This window comes from Streptomyces sp. NPDC059994 (assembly GCF_042737755.1).
Taxonomy (GTDB): domain Bacteria; phylum Actinomycetota; class Actinomycetes; order Streptomycetales; family Streptomycetaceae; genus Streptomyces.
On record NZ_JBHWUR010000014.1, the window covers coordinates 62,194 to 76,383 of the forward strand.

General features: G+C 70.2%; 15 protein-coding genes. 10 read left to right on the forward strand and 5 right to left on the reverse strand.

Annotated features, from left to right (window positions below):
- The first annotated feature begins 4 nt into the window (after positions 1-4).
- The 6 genes from ACFWA7_RS10625 to ACFWA7_RS10650 all read left to right on the forward strand — a co-directional run bounded on the left by ACFWA7_RS10625 (position 5) and on the right by ACFWA7_RS10650 (position 5,917).
- Positions 5-655: an L-threonylcarbamoyladenylate synthase gene (locus tag ACFWA7_RS10625; protein ID WP_385822287.1), complete on the forward strand. Its 651-nt coding sequence runs from the start codon at positions 5-7 to the stop codon at positions 653-655.
- A 146-nt stretch (positions 656-801) separates the two neighbouring features.
- Positions 802-1,653 carry a hypothetical protein gene (locus ACFWA7_RS10630; RefSeq protein ID WP_385822289.1) on the forward strand — a complete coding sequence of 284 codons (852 nt, stop codon included), beginning with the start codon at positions 802-804 and terminating at the stop codon, positions 1,651-1,653.
- Positions 1,654-1,695: 42 nt separating this feature from the next.
- Positions 1,696-3,228 carry an amino acid permease gene (locus ACFWA7_RS10635; protein ID WP_385822291.1) on the forward strand — a complete coding sequence of 511 codons (1,533 nt, stop codon included), beginning with the start codon at positions 1,696-1,698 and terminating at the stop codon, positions 3,226-3,228.
- A gap of 204 nt (positions 3,229-3,432) precedes the next feature.
- Complete coding sequence (locus ACFWA7_RS10640) at positions 3,433-3,654, forward strand: hypothetical protein (protein WP_385822293.1); 222 nt, start codon at positions 3,433-3,435, stop codon at positions 3,652-3,654.
- Positions 3,651-4,346: a restriction endonuclease gene (locus ACFWA7_RS10645; protein ID WP_385822295.1), complete on the forward strand. Its 696-nt coding sequence runs from the start codon at positions 3,651-3,653 to the stop codon at positions 4,344-4,346. The genes ACFWA7_RS10640 and ACFWA7_RS10645 overlap by 4 nt, the downstream gene beginning before the upstream one ends.
- Positions 4,347-4,525: 179 nt before the next feature.
- Complete coding sequence (locus tag ACFWA7_RS10650; protein WP_385822297.1) at positions 4,526-5,917, forward strand: damage-control phosphatase ARMT1 family protein; 1,392 nt, start codon at positions 4,526-4,528, stop codon at positions 5,915-5,917.
- On the opposite strand, the gene ACFWA7_RS10655 is transcribed toward ACFWA7_RS10650, so the two are convergent.
- The 5 genes from ACFWA7_RS10655 to ACFWA7_RS10675 all read right to left on the reverse strand — a co-directional run bounded on the left by ACFWA7_RS10655 (position 5,868) and on the right by ACFWA7_RS10675 (position 11,375).
- A complete protein-coding gene (locus ACFWA7_RS10655) occupies positions 5,868-7,604 on the reverse strand; it encodes a relaxase/mobilization nuclease domain-containing protein (RefSeq protein ID WP_385822299.1) in 1,737 nt (578 codons plus the stop codon). The two genes, ACFWA7_RS10650 and ACFWA7_RS10655, sit on opposite strands and share 50 nt — an antisense overlap.
- Positions 7,601-7,954 carry a plasmid mobilization relaxosome protein MobC gene (locus ACFWA7_RS10660; protein ID WP_385822301.1) on the reverse strand — a complete coding sequence of 118 codons (354 nt, stop codon included), beginning with the start codon at positions 7,952-7,954 and terminating at the stop codon, positions 7,601-7,603. The genes ACFWA7_RS10655 and ACFWA7_RS10660 overlap by 4 nt, the downstream gene beginning before the upstream one ends.
- Positions 7,955-8,275: 321 nt before the next feature.
- Positions 8,276-9,655 (reverse strand): hypothetical protein, encoded by a 1,380-nt coding sequence (locus tag ACFWA7_RS10665; protein WP_385822303.1) that lies wholly within the window; start codon positions 9,653-9,655, stop codon positions 8,276-8,278.
- Between the two features lie 98 nt (positions 9,656-9,753).
- A complete protein-coding gene (locus ACFWA7_RS10670; protein ID WP_385822372.1) occupies positions 9,754-10,401 on the reverse strand; it encodes an ATP-binding protein in 648 nt (215 codons plus the stop codon).
- A 56-nt stretch (positions 10,402-10,457) separates the two neighbouring features.
- Positions 10,458-11,375 carry a hypothetical protein gene (locus tag ACFWA7_RS10675; RefSeq protein WP_385822374.1) on the reverse strand — a complete coding sequence of 306 codons (918 nt, stop codon included), beginning with the start codon at positions 11,373-11,375 and terminating at the stop codon, positions 10,458-10,460.
- A 244-nt stretch (positions 11,376-11,619) separates the two neighbouring features.
- Here ACFWA7_RS10675 and ACFWA7_RS10680 point away from each other — a divergent pair, with 244 nt between their 5' ends.
- The 4 genes from ACFWA7_RS10680 (at position 11,620) to ACFWA7_RS10695 (ending at position 14,173) form a co-directional block, all read left to right on the forward strand.
- A complete protein-coding gene (locus tag ACFWA7_RS10680) occupies positions 11,620-11,949 on the forward strand; it encodes a helix-turn-helix domain-containing protein (protein ID WP_385822305.1) in 330 nt (109 codons plus the stop codon).
- A gap of 218 nt (positions 11,950-12,167) precedes the next feature.
- Positions 12,168-12,425: a helix-turn-helix transcriptional regulator gene (locus ACFWA7_RS10685; protein ID WP_385822376.1), complete on the forward strand. Its 258-nt coding sequence runs from the start codon at positions 12,168-12,170 to the stop codon at positions 12,423-12,425.
- 53 nt (positions 12,426-12,478) lie between these two features.
- Complete coding sequence (locus tag ACFWA7_RS10690; RefSeq protein ID WP_385822307.1) at positions 12,479-13,726, forward strand: tyrosine-type recombinase/integrase; 1,248 nt, start codon at positions 12,479-12,481, stop codon at positions 13,724-13,726.
- 120 nt (positions 13,727-13,846) lie between these two features.
- The gene (locus tag ACFWA7_RS10695) at positions 13,847-14,173 is read left to right on the forward strand and encodes a DUF2625 family protein (protein WP_385822309.1); all 327 of its coding nucleotides are present in this window, start codon (positions 13,847-13,849) and stop codon (positions 14,171-14,173) included.
- Positions 14,174-14,190 lie beyond the last annotated feature (17 nt).

A 14,190-nucleotide genomic window follows, 5' to 3' on the forward strand; every position in this document is an offset into this window, starting at 1 on the left:
CACCATGCGCATCGTCCGCCCCGGCGAAATCGGCATCGCGGCCCGCGCCATCGAGGCCGGAGAACTGGTCATCGTCCCCACCAGCCGCTGGTACATGATCTGCGCGGACGCGAGCAACGTGGACGCCTCCGGCAGCATCTTCACGGGCAAGCGGCGACCCAGCGGCAAGTCCCTCGCCTACGTCGCTCCCTCGCTCGCCGCCTGCGAGCAGCGCTTCCACCTCAGCGCCGACGCAAGGAAACTAGCCCAGCAGTTCTGGCCCGGCGACCTTGCGCTCCTCCTGCCCTGGCGGGACCCCGACGACGCCGCACGTCATGCCGCAATCGGCTCGCCCGCGCTCACCACGATCGCTCCCGGAGTCCTCGGCGAACTGGCAGCACAGGCCAGGGTTCCCGTCGCCGCGACGACGGCCAACATCTCCGGTGACGCAGGACCGGACGACCGCGGCCCCGCCGTGACCCTCGACGAGGTCCACGCCTTTCTCGCGGACTCCGGCCTCGCGGTGTCCGTCATCGTCGACGGAGGGGTATGCCCCGCGGCCAACCACATGACGATCGTGGACTGCTTCACCCCGGAAGCGAAGCTCGTACGCACCGGCCTCGTCCACCAGCGAGCCGTCACCGCGGCTCTCGGACGGGAAGTGCGGCCCTCCTGATGGAGTTACCGAGCCGGGCTGCGCGCAGACGCGCAGCGGAAGCTGAGAACAGACGGGGGCGCGAAGGGCCGCGAGCGACAGAACTCCTGGACACACACCCGGCGCGCGACGACGAGGCGTTGCGACGAGTCCTCGAAGACGCCTCCATGGGCCGTTGGGAAGGCCCACGAGACCTGCTGACTTCAACTGGGTCGGACTGGGACCGCCGTATCTTCCGCCTTCAGGTCCTCGCCGAAGCGGGAGCCCGGCTCAGGTTCGCCGATACCTGGGCCAAGGCCGAGCCGCGATCACCGCACGCCCTTGCGCTCCTCGCGAACGTCCAGGCCCTGCGGGCGATGATCGCTGGCCCCGAGGGCGGTCGAGCCCTGATGGAGGAGGCGTGGGTTACCTGCCGCACCGCGCTGGATGCGTGGCCGCAGGACGTTGCACCACTGGTGGTCATGCTCGCGCTGCTACGGACGCATGCCCCGAGCCGTAAGGCGCTCGACCGGGTGTGGAAGGAGGTCAAGCAGCGCGACCCGTGGAACCGCGAGGCCCACCACGAGGTCGTCACCTTCCTGTTCTCCCGCCATCACGGCAGGCCGGGCGAGGCGGCGTGGTGGGCCGACGAGCAGGCATCCACTGCGCCCCAAGGGCTGCCGATCGCCGTCCTGCCCTTGGTCGTCCTGGCGGAGGCGCACCGGTCCCGCCAGGAGCTGGACCAGCGGACGTACGGCCTGACGATCCACCCCTGGGTCGAGTGCCCGCAGATCGATCCGGTGCTGGAGCGCTGGTGGCGCTACCGCTCCCCGCGCCCGCACGCCTGCTTCGCCGATGACGCCAACTACCTTGCCCACGCCCTGTCGTTCGCCGGCCGTCACAGCGAGGCGTTGGAGGTCTTCGACGCGATCGGCCCGTACGCCACCCAGGCCCCGTGGACCTACTGCGGCCAGGCAGGCGATCTGTTCCTGCGACACCGCGCCTGGGCCTACAGCCCGCCCCGGCGCCGGCACCCCTGAACCCTCGGCCCACCCCTCTCCCGTACGAAGGACGGAACCCCTGTGCCCCTCGACCTCTCCCGCGTCTCCGACGAGGAACGCCTCAAGCAGCTCGGCTACCAGCAGACCCTGTCGCGTTCGATGTCCGGACGGGCGAACTTCGGCGTCAGCTTCACGATCATCTCCATCCTGTCCGGCTGCATGACGCTGTACGGCTACGGCATGAACACCGGCGGCCCTGTGGTGATCATGTGGGGCTGGCTGCTCGTCGGCCTCATGACGCTCTTCGTCGGGTTGTCCATGGCCGAGGTCTGCTCCGCTTACCCGACCAGCGCGGGCCTGTACTTCTGGGCGCATCGCATGGCCCCGAAGCGCTCGGCGGCGGCGTGGGCGTGGTTCACCGGCTGGTTCAACACCCTCGGCCAGATCGCGGTGACCGCGGGCATCGACTTCGGCGCCGCGACCTTCCTCAACGCCTTACTGGACCTCCAGTTCGACTACGCCGCCACCCCGGGCCACACCATCATCCTGTTCGGGATCATCCTGGTCCTGCACGGCCTGCTGAACACCTTCGGTGTGCGCGTCGTCGCCCTACTCAATGAGGTCTCCATCTGGTGGCACATCCTTGGCGTTCTCGTCATCTGCGGCGCCCTGGTCCTGATCCCCGACCACCACCAGTCGACCCACTTCATGTTCGGCGAGTTCGTCAACAACACCGGCTTCTCCTCCAGCACTTATGTGGTGCTGCTCGGGCTGCTGATGGCGCAGTACACCTTCACCGGCTACGACGCCTCGGCCCACATGACCGAGGAGACCATCGATGCCGCCACCGCCGGCCCCAAGGGAATCGTCCGCTCGATCCTCGTCTCTCTCGCCGCCGGGTTCGTCCTCCTCTTCGGCTTCACCTACGCCATCCAGTCGTACGGCGGCGCCCTCGGCTCCACCACGGGAGTACCTCCGGCGCAGATCCTCATGGACGCGCTCGGCACGGCGGCCGGCAAGTGGCTGCTGCTCGTGATCATCACGGCCCAGCTGTTCTGCGGGATGGCCTCGGTGACCGCTAACTCCCGCATGATCTACGCCTTCTCCCGCGACGGCGCCCTGCCGTTCTCCCGGACATGGCACAAGCTCAGCCCCGCGACCCGCACGCCCACCAACGCTGTCTGGCTGGCCGCTGGAGGCGCCTTCGTCCTGGGCCTGCCCTACCTGTGGAACAGCACCGCCTACGCGGCCGTCACCTCGATCGCGACCATCGGCCTCTACATTGCCTACGTCATCCCCACCTTCCTGCGGCTGCGGCAGGGCGATCGCTTCGAGCGCGGCCCGTGGCATCTGGGCTCCTGGTCCACTCTCGTCGGCACGATCGCCGTCGTCTGGGTGCTGGCGATCACGGTGCTGTTCATGCTGCCGCAGAGCTCGCCGATCACCACGAAGACGTTCAACTATGCGCCGATTGCCGTGGGTGTCGTCGTCGCCTTCTGCGGTACCTGGTGGCTCGCTTCGGCCCGCAAGTGGTTCCTCGACCCTGCCCACCCGCGTAACGCCAGCTCGGATGCCGGACGTGCCCGAGGGCAGAGGGAGACCACGCGCCCGTAGGCGCCGGCGAAACGGCTGAAGCTGTTCGGCCGTGCCGCGAAGAGCGCACGTCGCTGACCCGGCGTGGTGTTGAGGACTGGGTTGCAGTGACCGAAAGTGCATCGCTGTCAGTGATCGACTTCTCACTTGCTGTCAGTGGCGCGTGCTGTCATACGACCTGCGCGGGGATACGCCGACAACGTTGCAAAGAGGGGGAATTCCTTCATGGCGGTACAGGTGAAGGCGCACGTGCGGGGCGGCGCTCCGGTACGGGCACACACGCGCTCCTACCCCGGATCAGGGCGGCAGCTCACGATCGCGGGCATCGTCGTACTCCTGCTCTGGGGTGCCTCGGAGGGCGGCATCAAGTTCGAGGGCGAGGTCAAGACGCCCCCGCCGTACCGCCCTACTTCCGCCGCTCCCGTCCAGCCGGGCGGGGCCCGGTGAGCCGCCGTCCGGCGCGGGGCAGCTACCGGCGCCGCCCACCCCGCCGCCGTTCCAGGAAGCAGGACGAGCGCGCAGCGCTGGTGGTGGCCCTGGTCGTCGCGGCCGGTTTGGCCGTCGCCGTCGTGCAGTGGCTGTTTGCGCACTGGTGGGTCCTCGTCATCGCCGTCGTGCTCGCCGCCGGCATCGGGGGCCTGTGGTTCCAGCAGGTGGCCCAGCGGGCCGAGTGGGCACGCGTGCGCGCCCAGGCCCTGCGGCTGCGCATTGCCGAGATCGACGCCCTGGACCATCGCGCGTTCGAGTTCGCCATACGGGACCTGATGCGCCGGGACGGCTGCAAGGCCGAGCGGCTCGGCGGTGCCGGCGACAACGCCTGCGACGTACGCGCCGTCGATCCCATGGGGCGCGTCTGGGCCATCCAGTGCAAGCACCGCCGCGACGGGGACCGCGGCTCCGCTGTAGGGGTGGGCGTGCTGCAACAGGTCAACGGCACTGCCCGGCAGATCCACGGGGCGGACATCGCTGTCGTCCTCACCAACGGCCGCTTCTCCTCGAAGGCCGTCCCCTGGGGCAAGGAACACCGCATCCATCTGGTCGATCGCCGAGTGCTCGGCGAATGGGCGGCAGGATCGCGCCCTCTGTGGGATCTGCTGGATCGCATCCCGCCCCCACGCCGTACCAGCGCGCTGTCCTGAGCCGCGAGAGGGCGGAACAGGCAAGTCGAAACGGTGGTTGGCACCGCGCACGTTGCGGGGCCAAACAGGTCGCACCTCCGCTTGCTGCTGGCTCGCGGGAACTCCCGGGGAAACGATGGCGGGGGCAGTGGCGTTAGAGATCAAGGACTCATGAGCGGCAAGCGAGGGGCTTGGACACCATGACAGAGAAGACTTCCCGCACCCCGGGCGACGGCGTGGCCAGCCGTTCCGGCCCGGCCGCCGAACGCGATGCCCCGGTCATCTTGAGCAACCAGCCCGGCTCGTTCGCCTGGGGTGTTCTGGCCAAGCGGCATCCAGCCCTGATTCAGCAGGTGGGGGATGCCTTCCCGTACGGCCGCCGACAGCAGGAGGCCCTCGACGCCCTGCTGGATGAGGTCATCCAAGGTGTCGTCGAACCGCTCGCTCCTGCGGAGCACGATCACGCGCTTTGGGCGGACTGGGGGCGGGATTACTTCGGGCGACCGTGGTTCGACGCCCCTTTCCTGTGGGCGGAGAGCTACTTCTACCGCAGGCTCCTCGGCGCGATCGGGTACTTCGGTACGGGTCCGTGGCAGGGAGTCGATCCCTTCGCTCCGTTCAAGCGGGCCGAGTTGGGTGGCGCGGCGGTGGACGAGGAACTGCGGGCCTTGGACGCGCTCGCCGATGTGCCGCAGGCCGAGCGGGCCACCGCCCTGCTTCGCGCCTCGCTTTGGGGTAATCGCGCGGACCTCGGCTTCCGTGTCACGGAGGGAGAGCCGGTGTCCGGCGACGCTGCCGGTGGCCTGGTGGCCGACGACAGCGCCGTGCTGTGGCAGCTGCTGCCCGCCGGAGTCGACACGACGGTCGCTGTGGTGGCGGACAACGCGGGGCGCGAGCTGATCCCGGACCTGATCCTCATCGACCACCTCCTCCTGCACCGGCACGCCGAGCGGATCGTGCTTTACGTCAAGCCGCACCCGTACTTCGTCTCCGACGCGATGACGGCGGATGTCGTCGACTGCCTGCGCCGCTTGGTGGAGGCGTCCGGTGAGGCCGGCAGGATCGGTGGGCGCCTGTGGAACGCCATGGCGACCGGGCAACTGGAGGTGCGCACCCATCCGTTCTTCTGCGCCCCGCTGCCGTATGCGGAGATGCCGCAGGACCTGCGCGAGGAGTTCGCGGCTGTTTCGCTGACCATTCTGAAAGGCGACCTCAACTACCGTCGCCTGGTGGGCGACCGGATGTGGGACCCGACGACGCCGTTCGCCGACCTCACGGCTTACTTCCCCGGGGCTGTCGCGGCGCTGCGCACACTGAAGTGCGACGTCATCGTCGGGCTGGAGCAGACGATGCTGGATGCTCTGGAACATGGCGGCGGGGCTTGGCATACGAGCGGTACTCACTCTGTGGTCCAGGTCGGCGGTAGACCTGGCCGCCCCCGCGATTCCTCGCGCATCGCCGATTCGTGCCACGAGCGGCCGGGCTACTGTCTGCCCGGCCGCTCGGTGTTTCATCGGCTGGCCGCTCCAGCGGGTCCGGGGCCTACCTGCCGCGTTGTGAGACCGTGGCGTTGGCGGACGGTGTGCCCATGACTGGACGGGCCTGCCGGGTGGGCGCGGTCGAGTCCTGGGGGCGCCGACCCGACGTGGCGTCGGCGGGTAGGTCGGCGAGGTGGTGCAGGCGCCAGACGAGGACCTCGCTGACTGATCCGGCGGTGTCCAGTTCCCGTTGGGTGATGGCTTCGGCGAGCAGAGCCTGTGGGTTGTGTCCGGCCTGGTAGGCGTGGGTGAGGGTCGCGGCGAGCGGGGGCCAGCCCGGTTCCCCGATTACCTGCTGGGCGATGTCGGGTGCGGTGGCGCGAAGGAGGGCGGCGGACCAGTCGCGTACGGGCTGGGCCAGGCGATGGCCCTGCTCCCGCAGCCGGGCCATCGGCTCCTTGGCCGCGATGGTGTAGGCGGCGCGCAGGTGGGCGGCGGCCTGGCGGGCGGCCTCGGCCTGTTGGGCGTGGCGGCGTTGGGCGTGCCAGTGGGCGGCGGCGGTGGCGAGGTAGAACAGGACGTCGATCAGCATCGCTGTGGTCGCGCCGTCCTCGCTACGGCCCAGGGCGGGGCCGCTGTAGCGCAGGTCGCGGGCGGCGCGGCGCAGGGCCTGGGCGTGCCGGTATTCCTCCCGGGTGTGGGAGCGGCTGGCCCGCTCGAATGCCCAGGCTGCCTCGCGCAGTTGCTGGCGGGTGGGGTCGGGGCTGGTCTGGGCGAGGCTGTCGAGGATTTCGCTGGTGGCCGCGATCCGGGCAGCCGCCGCGCCGTCGCCGTCCTGGTCGACGGTTTGCAGGGCGATCCAGGCGGTGTGGGTGGCCGAGCGCCGGGCGGCGGCTGGAGCCGATACCGGCCTCGCCGACCGGGCGCTGCCCCGGGATGCGGGCTGTTCGCGCTCTGCGTCGGGGTCCGTGGTGAATCGTTTGCGCACGCGGGGCAGGGACAGGTCGGGGGAGAGCTTGGAGCCTGAATAGAAGACAGGGGCGCCGGTCTCGTTGTGGTCGCCGGGCAGGGCGACGCTGTATCCGAGCAGGTCGCCGGAGGGCGCGATGCGCTGCTGGACCAGGAGACCTGCGGCCTGGAGCCTGCCGAAGAACTCCGTCTCACTGGCGGCGCCGGCTACGGCCTGGCGGACGGTCTCGCGCAGTTCCTCTCGCGCGGTACGGTCCCGGCCCTGGCGTTCGGCCTTGTGCCGCTCGGCGCTGGTGGGGCGCTGGGCGGCGGTGCCGTCACCCGGGGCGACGCGTCGCAGGTTGTAGTCGATTTCGATGCGGCGGGCCTCGGTCTGGGCGCGGCGGGCTTCGTTGTGCCGGCGGGGGCGGCGGCCGTCGTCGCGGATGAGGGTGGCGATGATGTGGATGTGGTCGTCGGCGTGGCGGATTGCCGCCCACCGGCAGGCAGCGTTGTCGCCGTCGGGGGCGATGCCGGTGGCGGCGACCATGCGGCGGACGATGGCGGCCCAGTCCTCATCGGACAGGATGGGGTCTTCGGGTGCTGCGCGTACGGACAGGTGCCACACGTGCTCGTCGGGGCGCCGGTCCTTGGGCAGGGCGTTGACGGGCTGGTCGAGCAGGCGCTGCAACTGCTCGTAGGTGGCGCCGGGGACGCGGCCGGGGTCGGGGGTGAGCGGGTCGAAGGCGGCGACCAGGTGCGGGTCGGTGTGCTCCTCGTGGGTGCCGGGACTGTAGAGGTAGCGGATCAGACCGATCGTCTCGCTGCCGTGCCTGTGGATGCTGGGGATCACGCCGGTACACCGCCCTCCGCGGTGCCGTCGCGGTGGGCGAGCAGGGCGTCGGCGGCATCCTCCATGCGGCGGGCCGCGTCGTGGACCGCCTGGACCGTGGCGTCGAGGTGGGGTGCGTCGGCGCCGGAGTTGAGGGCCTTGGCGACCTGGTTGAACAGACCGTGGATACGGCCCAGGTGTCGGCGGGCGGCGAAGATCTCGTCGATGACCTCGCGTTCGGTGGCGATCTCGGCGGCGGTGCGGGTCAGGTCGCGGGCGGCCTTGTCGACGGCGTAGGCGAGGAAGGCGGCGTTGCTCATCTTGCAGTGCGAGGCAGTTGTGGTGAGGCGTGTGAACTCGGTGTCGTTCATACGGCAGCTGGGCTGGTGCAGACGCTTGCGGTGCGCTGGCTGACGGGGACGCTGACGCTTGCGTGCAGGCTTTTCGGCGGGCCGGTTCCCTCCCTGCTGCGGTTCGCCCCCGGCCGCCGCCTGCCGACCCGGTGCCCCCTGGCGCCGGGCCGCTCCCGCCACCCCCGGGGCGGGGACTCCGGGAGCATTGCTCCCGGTACAACTTGCTCCGCCTGGTGCTGAGGTGGTGGGCGACTGCTGCTGGGACGCGGCGGGTTCGTGGTGCGGTTCGTGCACGGGTCTCCCTGTCGGGTTGGAGTGAGTGGCTGGGCTGGGTTGCGGTCAGCTATGGCGGGAGGCGTTCAGTTCGGCCTTGATCGCGCGGACGATGGCGCCGGCGTCGTCGCTGGAGACGGTGTAGCCGTCGGCGCGCACGGCCTCTTCCAGGAGGTCGCGGGACAGGCTGTCGCGCTCGTCAAGGAGCCGGTGGGCGTAGTCGCGAAGGATGTCGTCGGTGGCCCGCGGTTTGCCGCCGGCCTGCTTCGACTTCGGCGCAAGGCGCTTGGCTGGTGGGGTGTTCGAGCCGCTGCCCGTGGGCGGCGGAGTCGCCTCTTGCCGCCGGGCCGCCTCATTCGGGCGGGCTGTTGCTTCCGGGCCGGGGCGGGCAGCGGGATTCGGGCGGGCCGATCCCGGGCGGGCGCCCGGGTGGGGTTCCTCGTCGCCCGGCTCCGTTGGGTGCGGGCGGGCGAGATCTTCTGCCCGCCCGTCGGCGGCTGCCCGCTCCTCGGCGTCTGCCCGGGAGCGGTCGGGCTGTGCTGCGGGCGGGCAGACGGGCTGCCCGGTGGGCGGGGCCCAGCGCTTGGGCAGGTCGATGGTGGCCAGGGCTGCGGCCTGGCGGCGGGTGGCGAGCTGGCGTAGCAGGTGTTCGTCCAGGTGTGGGTTAGTGTCGATGCCGGAGCGGGCGAGGGACTTGGACAGGCGGCGCACGGTGCGTCGGCCCGCCCGCCCGGTGCGCTGCTCGGGTGTCATCTCCGCGAGGCGGGCGGCGAGGGTGACGGCCCGGCGCATGGCCCGTTCGCGGATGATCTGGGCGGCGCCCTGGTCCTGCTCGACGATGCCGAGCCGAGCGAGCAGACGTTCGCGGGCCTGGCGGGCGAGGACGGCGGCGAACCCTCGGGAGGTTGCGCCGGGTGTGTGCTGGCGCAGTTCGATGCCCATGGCCAGGTGCCACAGCACGGCGGCCATGACCGGGCCGGTGAAGGCGCGCATGGTGCCGCCGACGGCGCCGGACTCGGCGTAGGCGGGGATCGCCTGCATGGTGGTGATCACCCACACCAGGACGCCCGGCAGGCCGGCGGCCCGCCGTGGCCCGTGAAAGTTCTGACGGGCCATCAGGGCCATGGCGAACAGAGCGAGTTCGGCGGCGGCGAACATCGTGGCGCGTTCGGTGGTGTTGCGCATGCCGAGGTAGTGGGCGGCGAACCGCCAGCTGGTGTCCGCGCTGTAGGCGGTGCACATCAGCGCCGCCACCGCTGCGGTGATGACGGCGGCTGACCGGCGCCGCTGGGGATTACGGGTTTGGCGCTGGCCCCTTGCACGCAGGCTCACCAGCAGGGCGAAGGCCGCGCAGGCCAGGGCGGCGACAGCCAGGGAGGCGTTGCGCCCGAACGGGAGGGAGGGCAGGGCGAGCAGGTGGGTGGCGGACAGGGCGGGTGGGGTCATGCAGAGGTCTCCGGCAGGTCCGGCACGCCCGTCGCGGGCAGGGGAGGGCGCGGGCGGACGGTGAAGGTGAGTGGGGTGTGCGGTGGCGCGAGGGCCTGCTAACAGGCGGCGGGGCGGCGTCGGCGGTCGGGGCCTCCCAGGATGACGCGGTGGGTCATCTCGGCGAGGCGGGAGGCGACGCGGTCGCCGACGGCGGTGCGCAGGTCCGCGATGGGGACGTTGGTGGTGATGAGGGTGGGAAGCTCGTGGACGTACCGGTGGTCGATGAGCCGGTAGGCCAGCTCCTCGGTCCACTCCGATGCCTTGGCGGCGCCAAGGTCGTCGAGGAGCAGCAGGGGGCTGCGGGCCAGTTCCTGGAAGCGGCGTTCGCCGTCGTGGCCCTGGCGGGGGCGCAGGGTGGCGTGTAGTTCGGCGGTGGTGATGGCCTCCCAGCGCAGCCGGACCCCAGCTCCCAGCAGCGAGCGTATGGCGCCGTACGCCTGGTAGGTCTTGCCGGTGCCGGTCGGGCCCGCGATCAGCAGCGACGGGCCGTGCGCGATGCCGGGTGCCCCGCCCGGCCCCGGCCGCCCGGCAGCCGCGATCTCCTCGACCCAGGAGGCGACTTGGGCGTGGTCGGCCAGGGCGTCGCGGTAGCGGCGCGGGATGCGGGCAGCAGCCAGCTCCAGCGCGGTCACCGGTTCAGGCGACGGCTCGACGTCGGCCACGGTGGCGGGGCCGATGCCGCGGGCGGCCACGATCTCCCCCATCTTGGCCATGGCGCCGGCGCCCAGTTGGCGGGGCTCGCCAGCGAGGGTCTGTGTGGTCACAGCTCACCCCCGTACGCGGCCTGCGCGTCGACCGGGTTGGTCCACGGCCGGTGCCCGGATGTGCCGCTTGGCGTGGGCGGGTTCATGACCTCGTTGACCAGGCTCGACAGCACGCTGGGATGCAGGCCCTTGGCGCGCAGCCGCTTCAGACCGGCGCGCACGTACGCCGCGTCGATGCCCTCGGCCAGCAGCTGGGCAGTCTCCTTGCCGAGATGCCCCAGGAAACTGCTCGGCGGCCGGTGGGGGCATCCGGCGACGTACTCGGCCATGAGCGTCTTGGCTGAGACGGACTCGGGGGCGGGGGCGCTCGCGCCCCCCACCGGAGGTGATCCTAGATCCAGGATCCTAGGTCCTAGATCCGGACCAGGAGGGCTCACCGAGTCCTCCGTGAGCCCTCCCGGAATCCTTCGTGACACCTCACTGAAAACCTCCTGACCTGCGGATTCACCATTCCTCGCGGAAGACTCCCGCGGGGTGCGCGAGTCCTCGGTGATGACTCCCGGAGGGCTCACTGAAGCCTCCGTGAGCCCTGCGTGACGGCTCCCGGCAAGCTGCGCGGGACGTCCGCCCTCGTGGTGGGGGCAGGCCGGGCAGCGGCTTCCGCTGGGCCGGTTGATCTTCTGGTGCCTGGCCCAAGTGACCAGGTGCAGGTACCGCTTGCCGTCCTCGCCCTCGTAACGGCAGATCAGACCGGCCGTGTGGAGCTGGTTGAGGTCGTCTTCCACCTCCAGCGGGCCGTGTTCGGGGCGCAGGGACCACAGGGCACCGGCGATGACAGCGGCCTGGTCGCGGAAGCGGCCCTGGTCGTCGGCCTGGGTGAGCAGCCCGAAGAAGGTCCGCTCGGCGGTCACGCTGACCGCGGCCAGCGACTCGGATATGAAGGCTTCGGGCTTGATGGTGCGGATACGGGCGATGTCGATCGGCCGCCTTTCGAAATCGGTGACAGGAAAACCGGCGGGGCCGGGGTGCGTGGACAACACAGCCACACCTAGGGCGCGAAAGTCCAGAGTTTGCTCAACAACTCAGTACAACTTTTGGACGGCCCGCTAAACCGTAAACCCAGATCCCCGGTCACCGAAATCGCCGTCGCACGGCACATCGCTCACAGCAGACGAAAAACCCTTCCCTGGAGCGGGGCGCGGAAGCTACAACACCACTATGCCCCCACGTCCTATCGAAATCGGGCCCGCCGGACAGGCCGTCGCCCGCGCCATCGAGTCCACTCGCGCCGCCCGCGGCTATTCCCAGCGGCAGCTCGCCAGCCGCGTCACCGCGCTCGGGCGCCCCATGACCTTCTCTGCCGTCTCCCGCATCGAACGCAGGGTCCGACGCTGCGACATCGACGATCTCGTCGCCATCGCCGCTGCCCTCGATGTGGCACCGAACGTGCTGTTCAGAGGGGGTGTCCAGCCGTCGGGCCCGGTCGGCGGGGCGCAATATAGCCGACGATCCCCGGTTAGCGAAACCGGGGATTCCGTAGACCATTGAGGCACTCGGCGCGGCCCCGTCCGCATGCGTCCGTGAGCCCTTGCGTGGCAGGGCTCCGGCCAGTGGAGCGGGATCTCGCCGAGGAGTTACCGCCACGGCATGAAGTCCATCGCCGCGGTGGTCCGCTCGCAATCCATTTCCAGCCGAAGGACCCCTTCTTGTCTGAAGTCGCCCAGATTTCCCCGCATCGTTCCGTCGCGCTTGTGAATACCTCCGCCGTGGACCGGGCATTTCTCCGCGTACCGGAGGCAGCCGCTTACCTCGGTATTTCACCGCGCACGCTTTACGTCTGGCGGCACCGTCGGCAGGGCCCGCCGAGCTTTCGGATGGGAGCCCGTGGGCGAGTGACGTATCGGCTCGACGCGCTCGACGCCTGGATACGCGAGCAGGAGCTGGCCGACTCCCGATCCAACCCGGCCCTGGACCCCGTGAGCGCTGCCCCGCAGCGCCGCATCGACTCCTCGGCCATCGCCTGACGCCCCAGCGGCAGTAGCAGCGGCACCCCCATCTCCGACACTGAAGGAAGTACTTGGCCGGCTACATCGAAGACCGCTGGATCAACAAGAAGAAGGACCCCGCCACCGGCAAACGGGAGCGCACCGCTCGCTACGGAAAGGGGGCGCGGTACCGCGTCGCCGGGATACCGGGCGTACGGAACATGTCCTTCGACACCCTGGAGGACGCCAAGGCGTGGCTGCGCAGGGCCGGGACCGACAGTGAACGCGGCGAGTTCGTCGACCCGCGTGACGGCTCCATCACGCTGGCCGACTACGTCACCCGCTTCTGGAAGGAGGGCGTACGGGGAGCCCCGGGAACGATCAAGCGCGTCGACGAGCGCGTACGCCTCCACATCCTCCCGCACCTCGGCACGGTGGGTCTGAGAGACGTTTCGGCGACCGTCCTGCGCGGCTACGTCGCCACGCTCGAAGGCGAGTGCGCGCCCCGCTACGCCCGGCAGATCCTGACCACCCTCTCGAACATCTTCGAGACGGCCATCGACGACAAGCGCCTCGTACGCAACCCGATGCGTGCCAAGTCGGTGCGCTGGCCCAAGGTGCCGGAGGATCAGCGCGAGGCGTGGCCGCTGGAGACCGCGCAGCGCATGCGGGACGCGATCAAGGCGCGCTATCGCATCGCGGTCGTGGTCGCGCTCGGCTGCGGGCTGCGGCAGGGAGAGGTCTTCGGCCTCTCACCGGACGATGTCGACTACGAGCGCGGGGTCATCCGCGTACGCCGACAGGTCCAACTGCTCAACGGGCGCTTGTACTTCACCCTTCCCAAGGGCGGCAAGACGCGCATCGTCGACATGCCCGGCTCGGTCGCCACCGAGCTGGCCGCGTACTTCCTGCAGTACCCGGCCGTCGAGGTCGAGTTGCCGTGGGGCGGGCCGGAGCCGGATCGGGAGAAGCGGACGTTCCCGCTCGTCCTGACGACGACGTACGGGAACGCGCTGCGGGCAAACATCTTCAACGACGAGGTCTGGAAGCCGGCCCTCGCCGCAGCCGGGGTCATCCCCATGCGGGAGACGGGCAAGCGCTGGAAGGCGTCCCGTAAGGATGGATTCCACGTACTCCGGCACACCTTCGCCTCCGTCATCCTCGAAGCGGGCGAGTCCGTCGTCACCCTGGCCCGCTGGCTCGGCCACTCCAGCCCGACGATCACGCTCGACCACTACGCGCACTTCATGCCGGAGGCGGGTGGCAAGGGGCGCGCGGCGGTCGATGCACTGCTTGGCTCAATCCCTGATTACGTTCCTGATGGCGTCGTCGTGGCGTGACCAACGGGTGGCGCAGTACCCGTCGTTCCACCCCCTATTGTGCTCGCTTGGTGACGCTCCCTGCCTTAAAGATCGTCTTGCTCCTCCTTCCAGGGCTGTCCGGCACGGAGTACCAGTGAGGTGCCGCCCGGCGATGCCGAGACAAGCCGCACGTCCCCCGACGCTCTTGGCTGGGAGGCGCTGGGCGTCGAGCACTCGGCCTGGCTGTCCTGGATTCTCTCCGGGAGGCTCCAAGGTTTCTACGGGCTTGCGATGGGACGGCTGGCGCGCCACGGTGTCTGGGTTGAATGGTCGGCAGGGATTGTCGCTCTCCCCCCCAGGTTGCGGTCGGCCGAAGTCCGCCTGGACCTGCCGGCAACCAGTCGCCGTGAGGCGCCTGGCGGAACTCCTGGGGCTGAGTCGCGATTCGTGCCGCGGCGAGGTCGGCTCAGACGGGCCGAAATCTGAAGGCAGTTGCCGCCAGG

Bases quoted from the DNA above. Each gene is read 5' to 3' on its own strand.
- ACFWA7_RS10625 (WP_385822287.1), top strand. From the start codon at position 5: ATGCGCATCGTCCGCCCCGGCGAAATCGGCATCGCGGCCCGCGCCATC.
- ACFWA7_RS10660 (WP_385822301.1), bottom strand. From the start codon at position 7,954: ATGAACGACACCGAGTTCACACGCCTCACCACAACTGCCTCGCACTGC.
- ACFWA7_RS10680 (WP_385822305.1), top strand. From the start codon at position 11,620: ATGCCCCCACGTCCTATCGAAATCGGGCCCGCCGGACAGGCCGTCGCC.
- ACFWA7_RS10640 (WP_385822293.1), top strand. From the start codon at position 3,433: ATGGCGGTACAGGTGAAGGCGCACGTGCGGGGCGGCGCTCCGGTACGG.
- ACFWA7_RS10665 (WP_385822303.1), bottom strand. From the start codon at position 9,655: ATGACCCCACCCGCCCTGTCCGCCACCCACCTGCTCGCCCTGCCCTCC.
- ACFWA7_RS10630 (WP_385822289.1), top strand. From the start codon at position 802: ATGGGCCGTTGGGAAGGCCCACGAGACCTGCTGACTTCAACTGGGTCG.
- ACFWA7_RS10650 (WP_385822297.1), top strand. From the start codon at position 4,526: ATGACAGAGAAGACTTCCCGCACCCCGGGCGACGGCGTGGCCAGCCGT.
- ACFWA7_RS10670 (WP_385822372.1), bottom strand. From the start codon at position 10,401: ATGGGGGAGATCGTGGCCGCCCGCGGCATCGGCCCCGCCACCGTGGCC.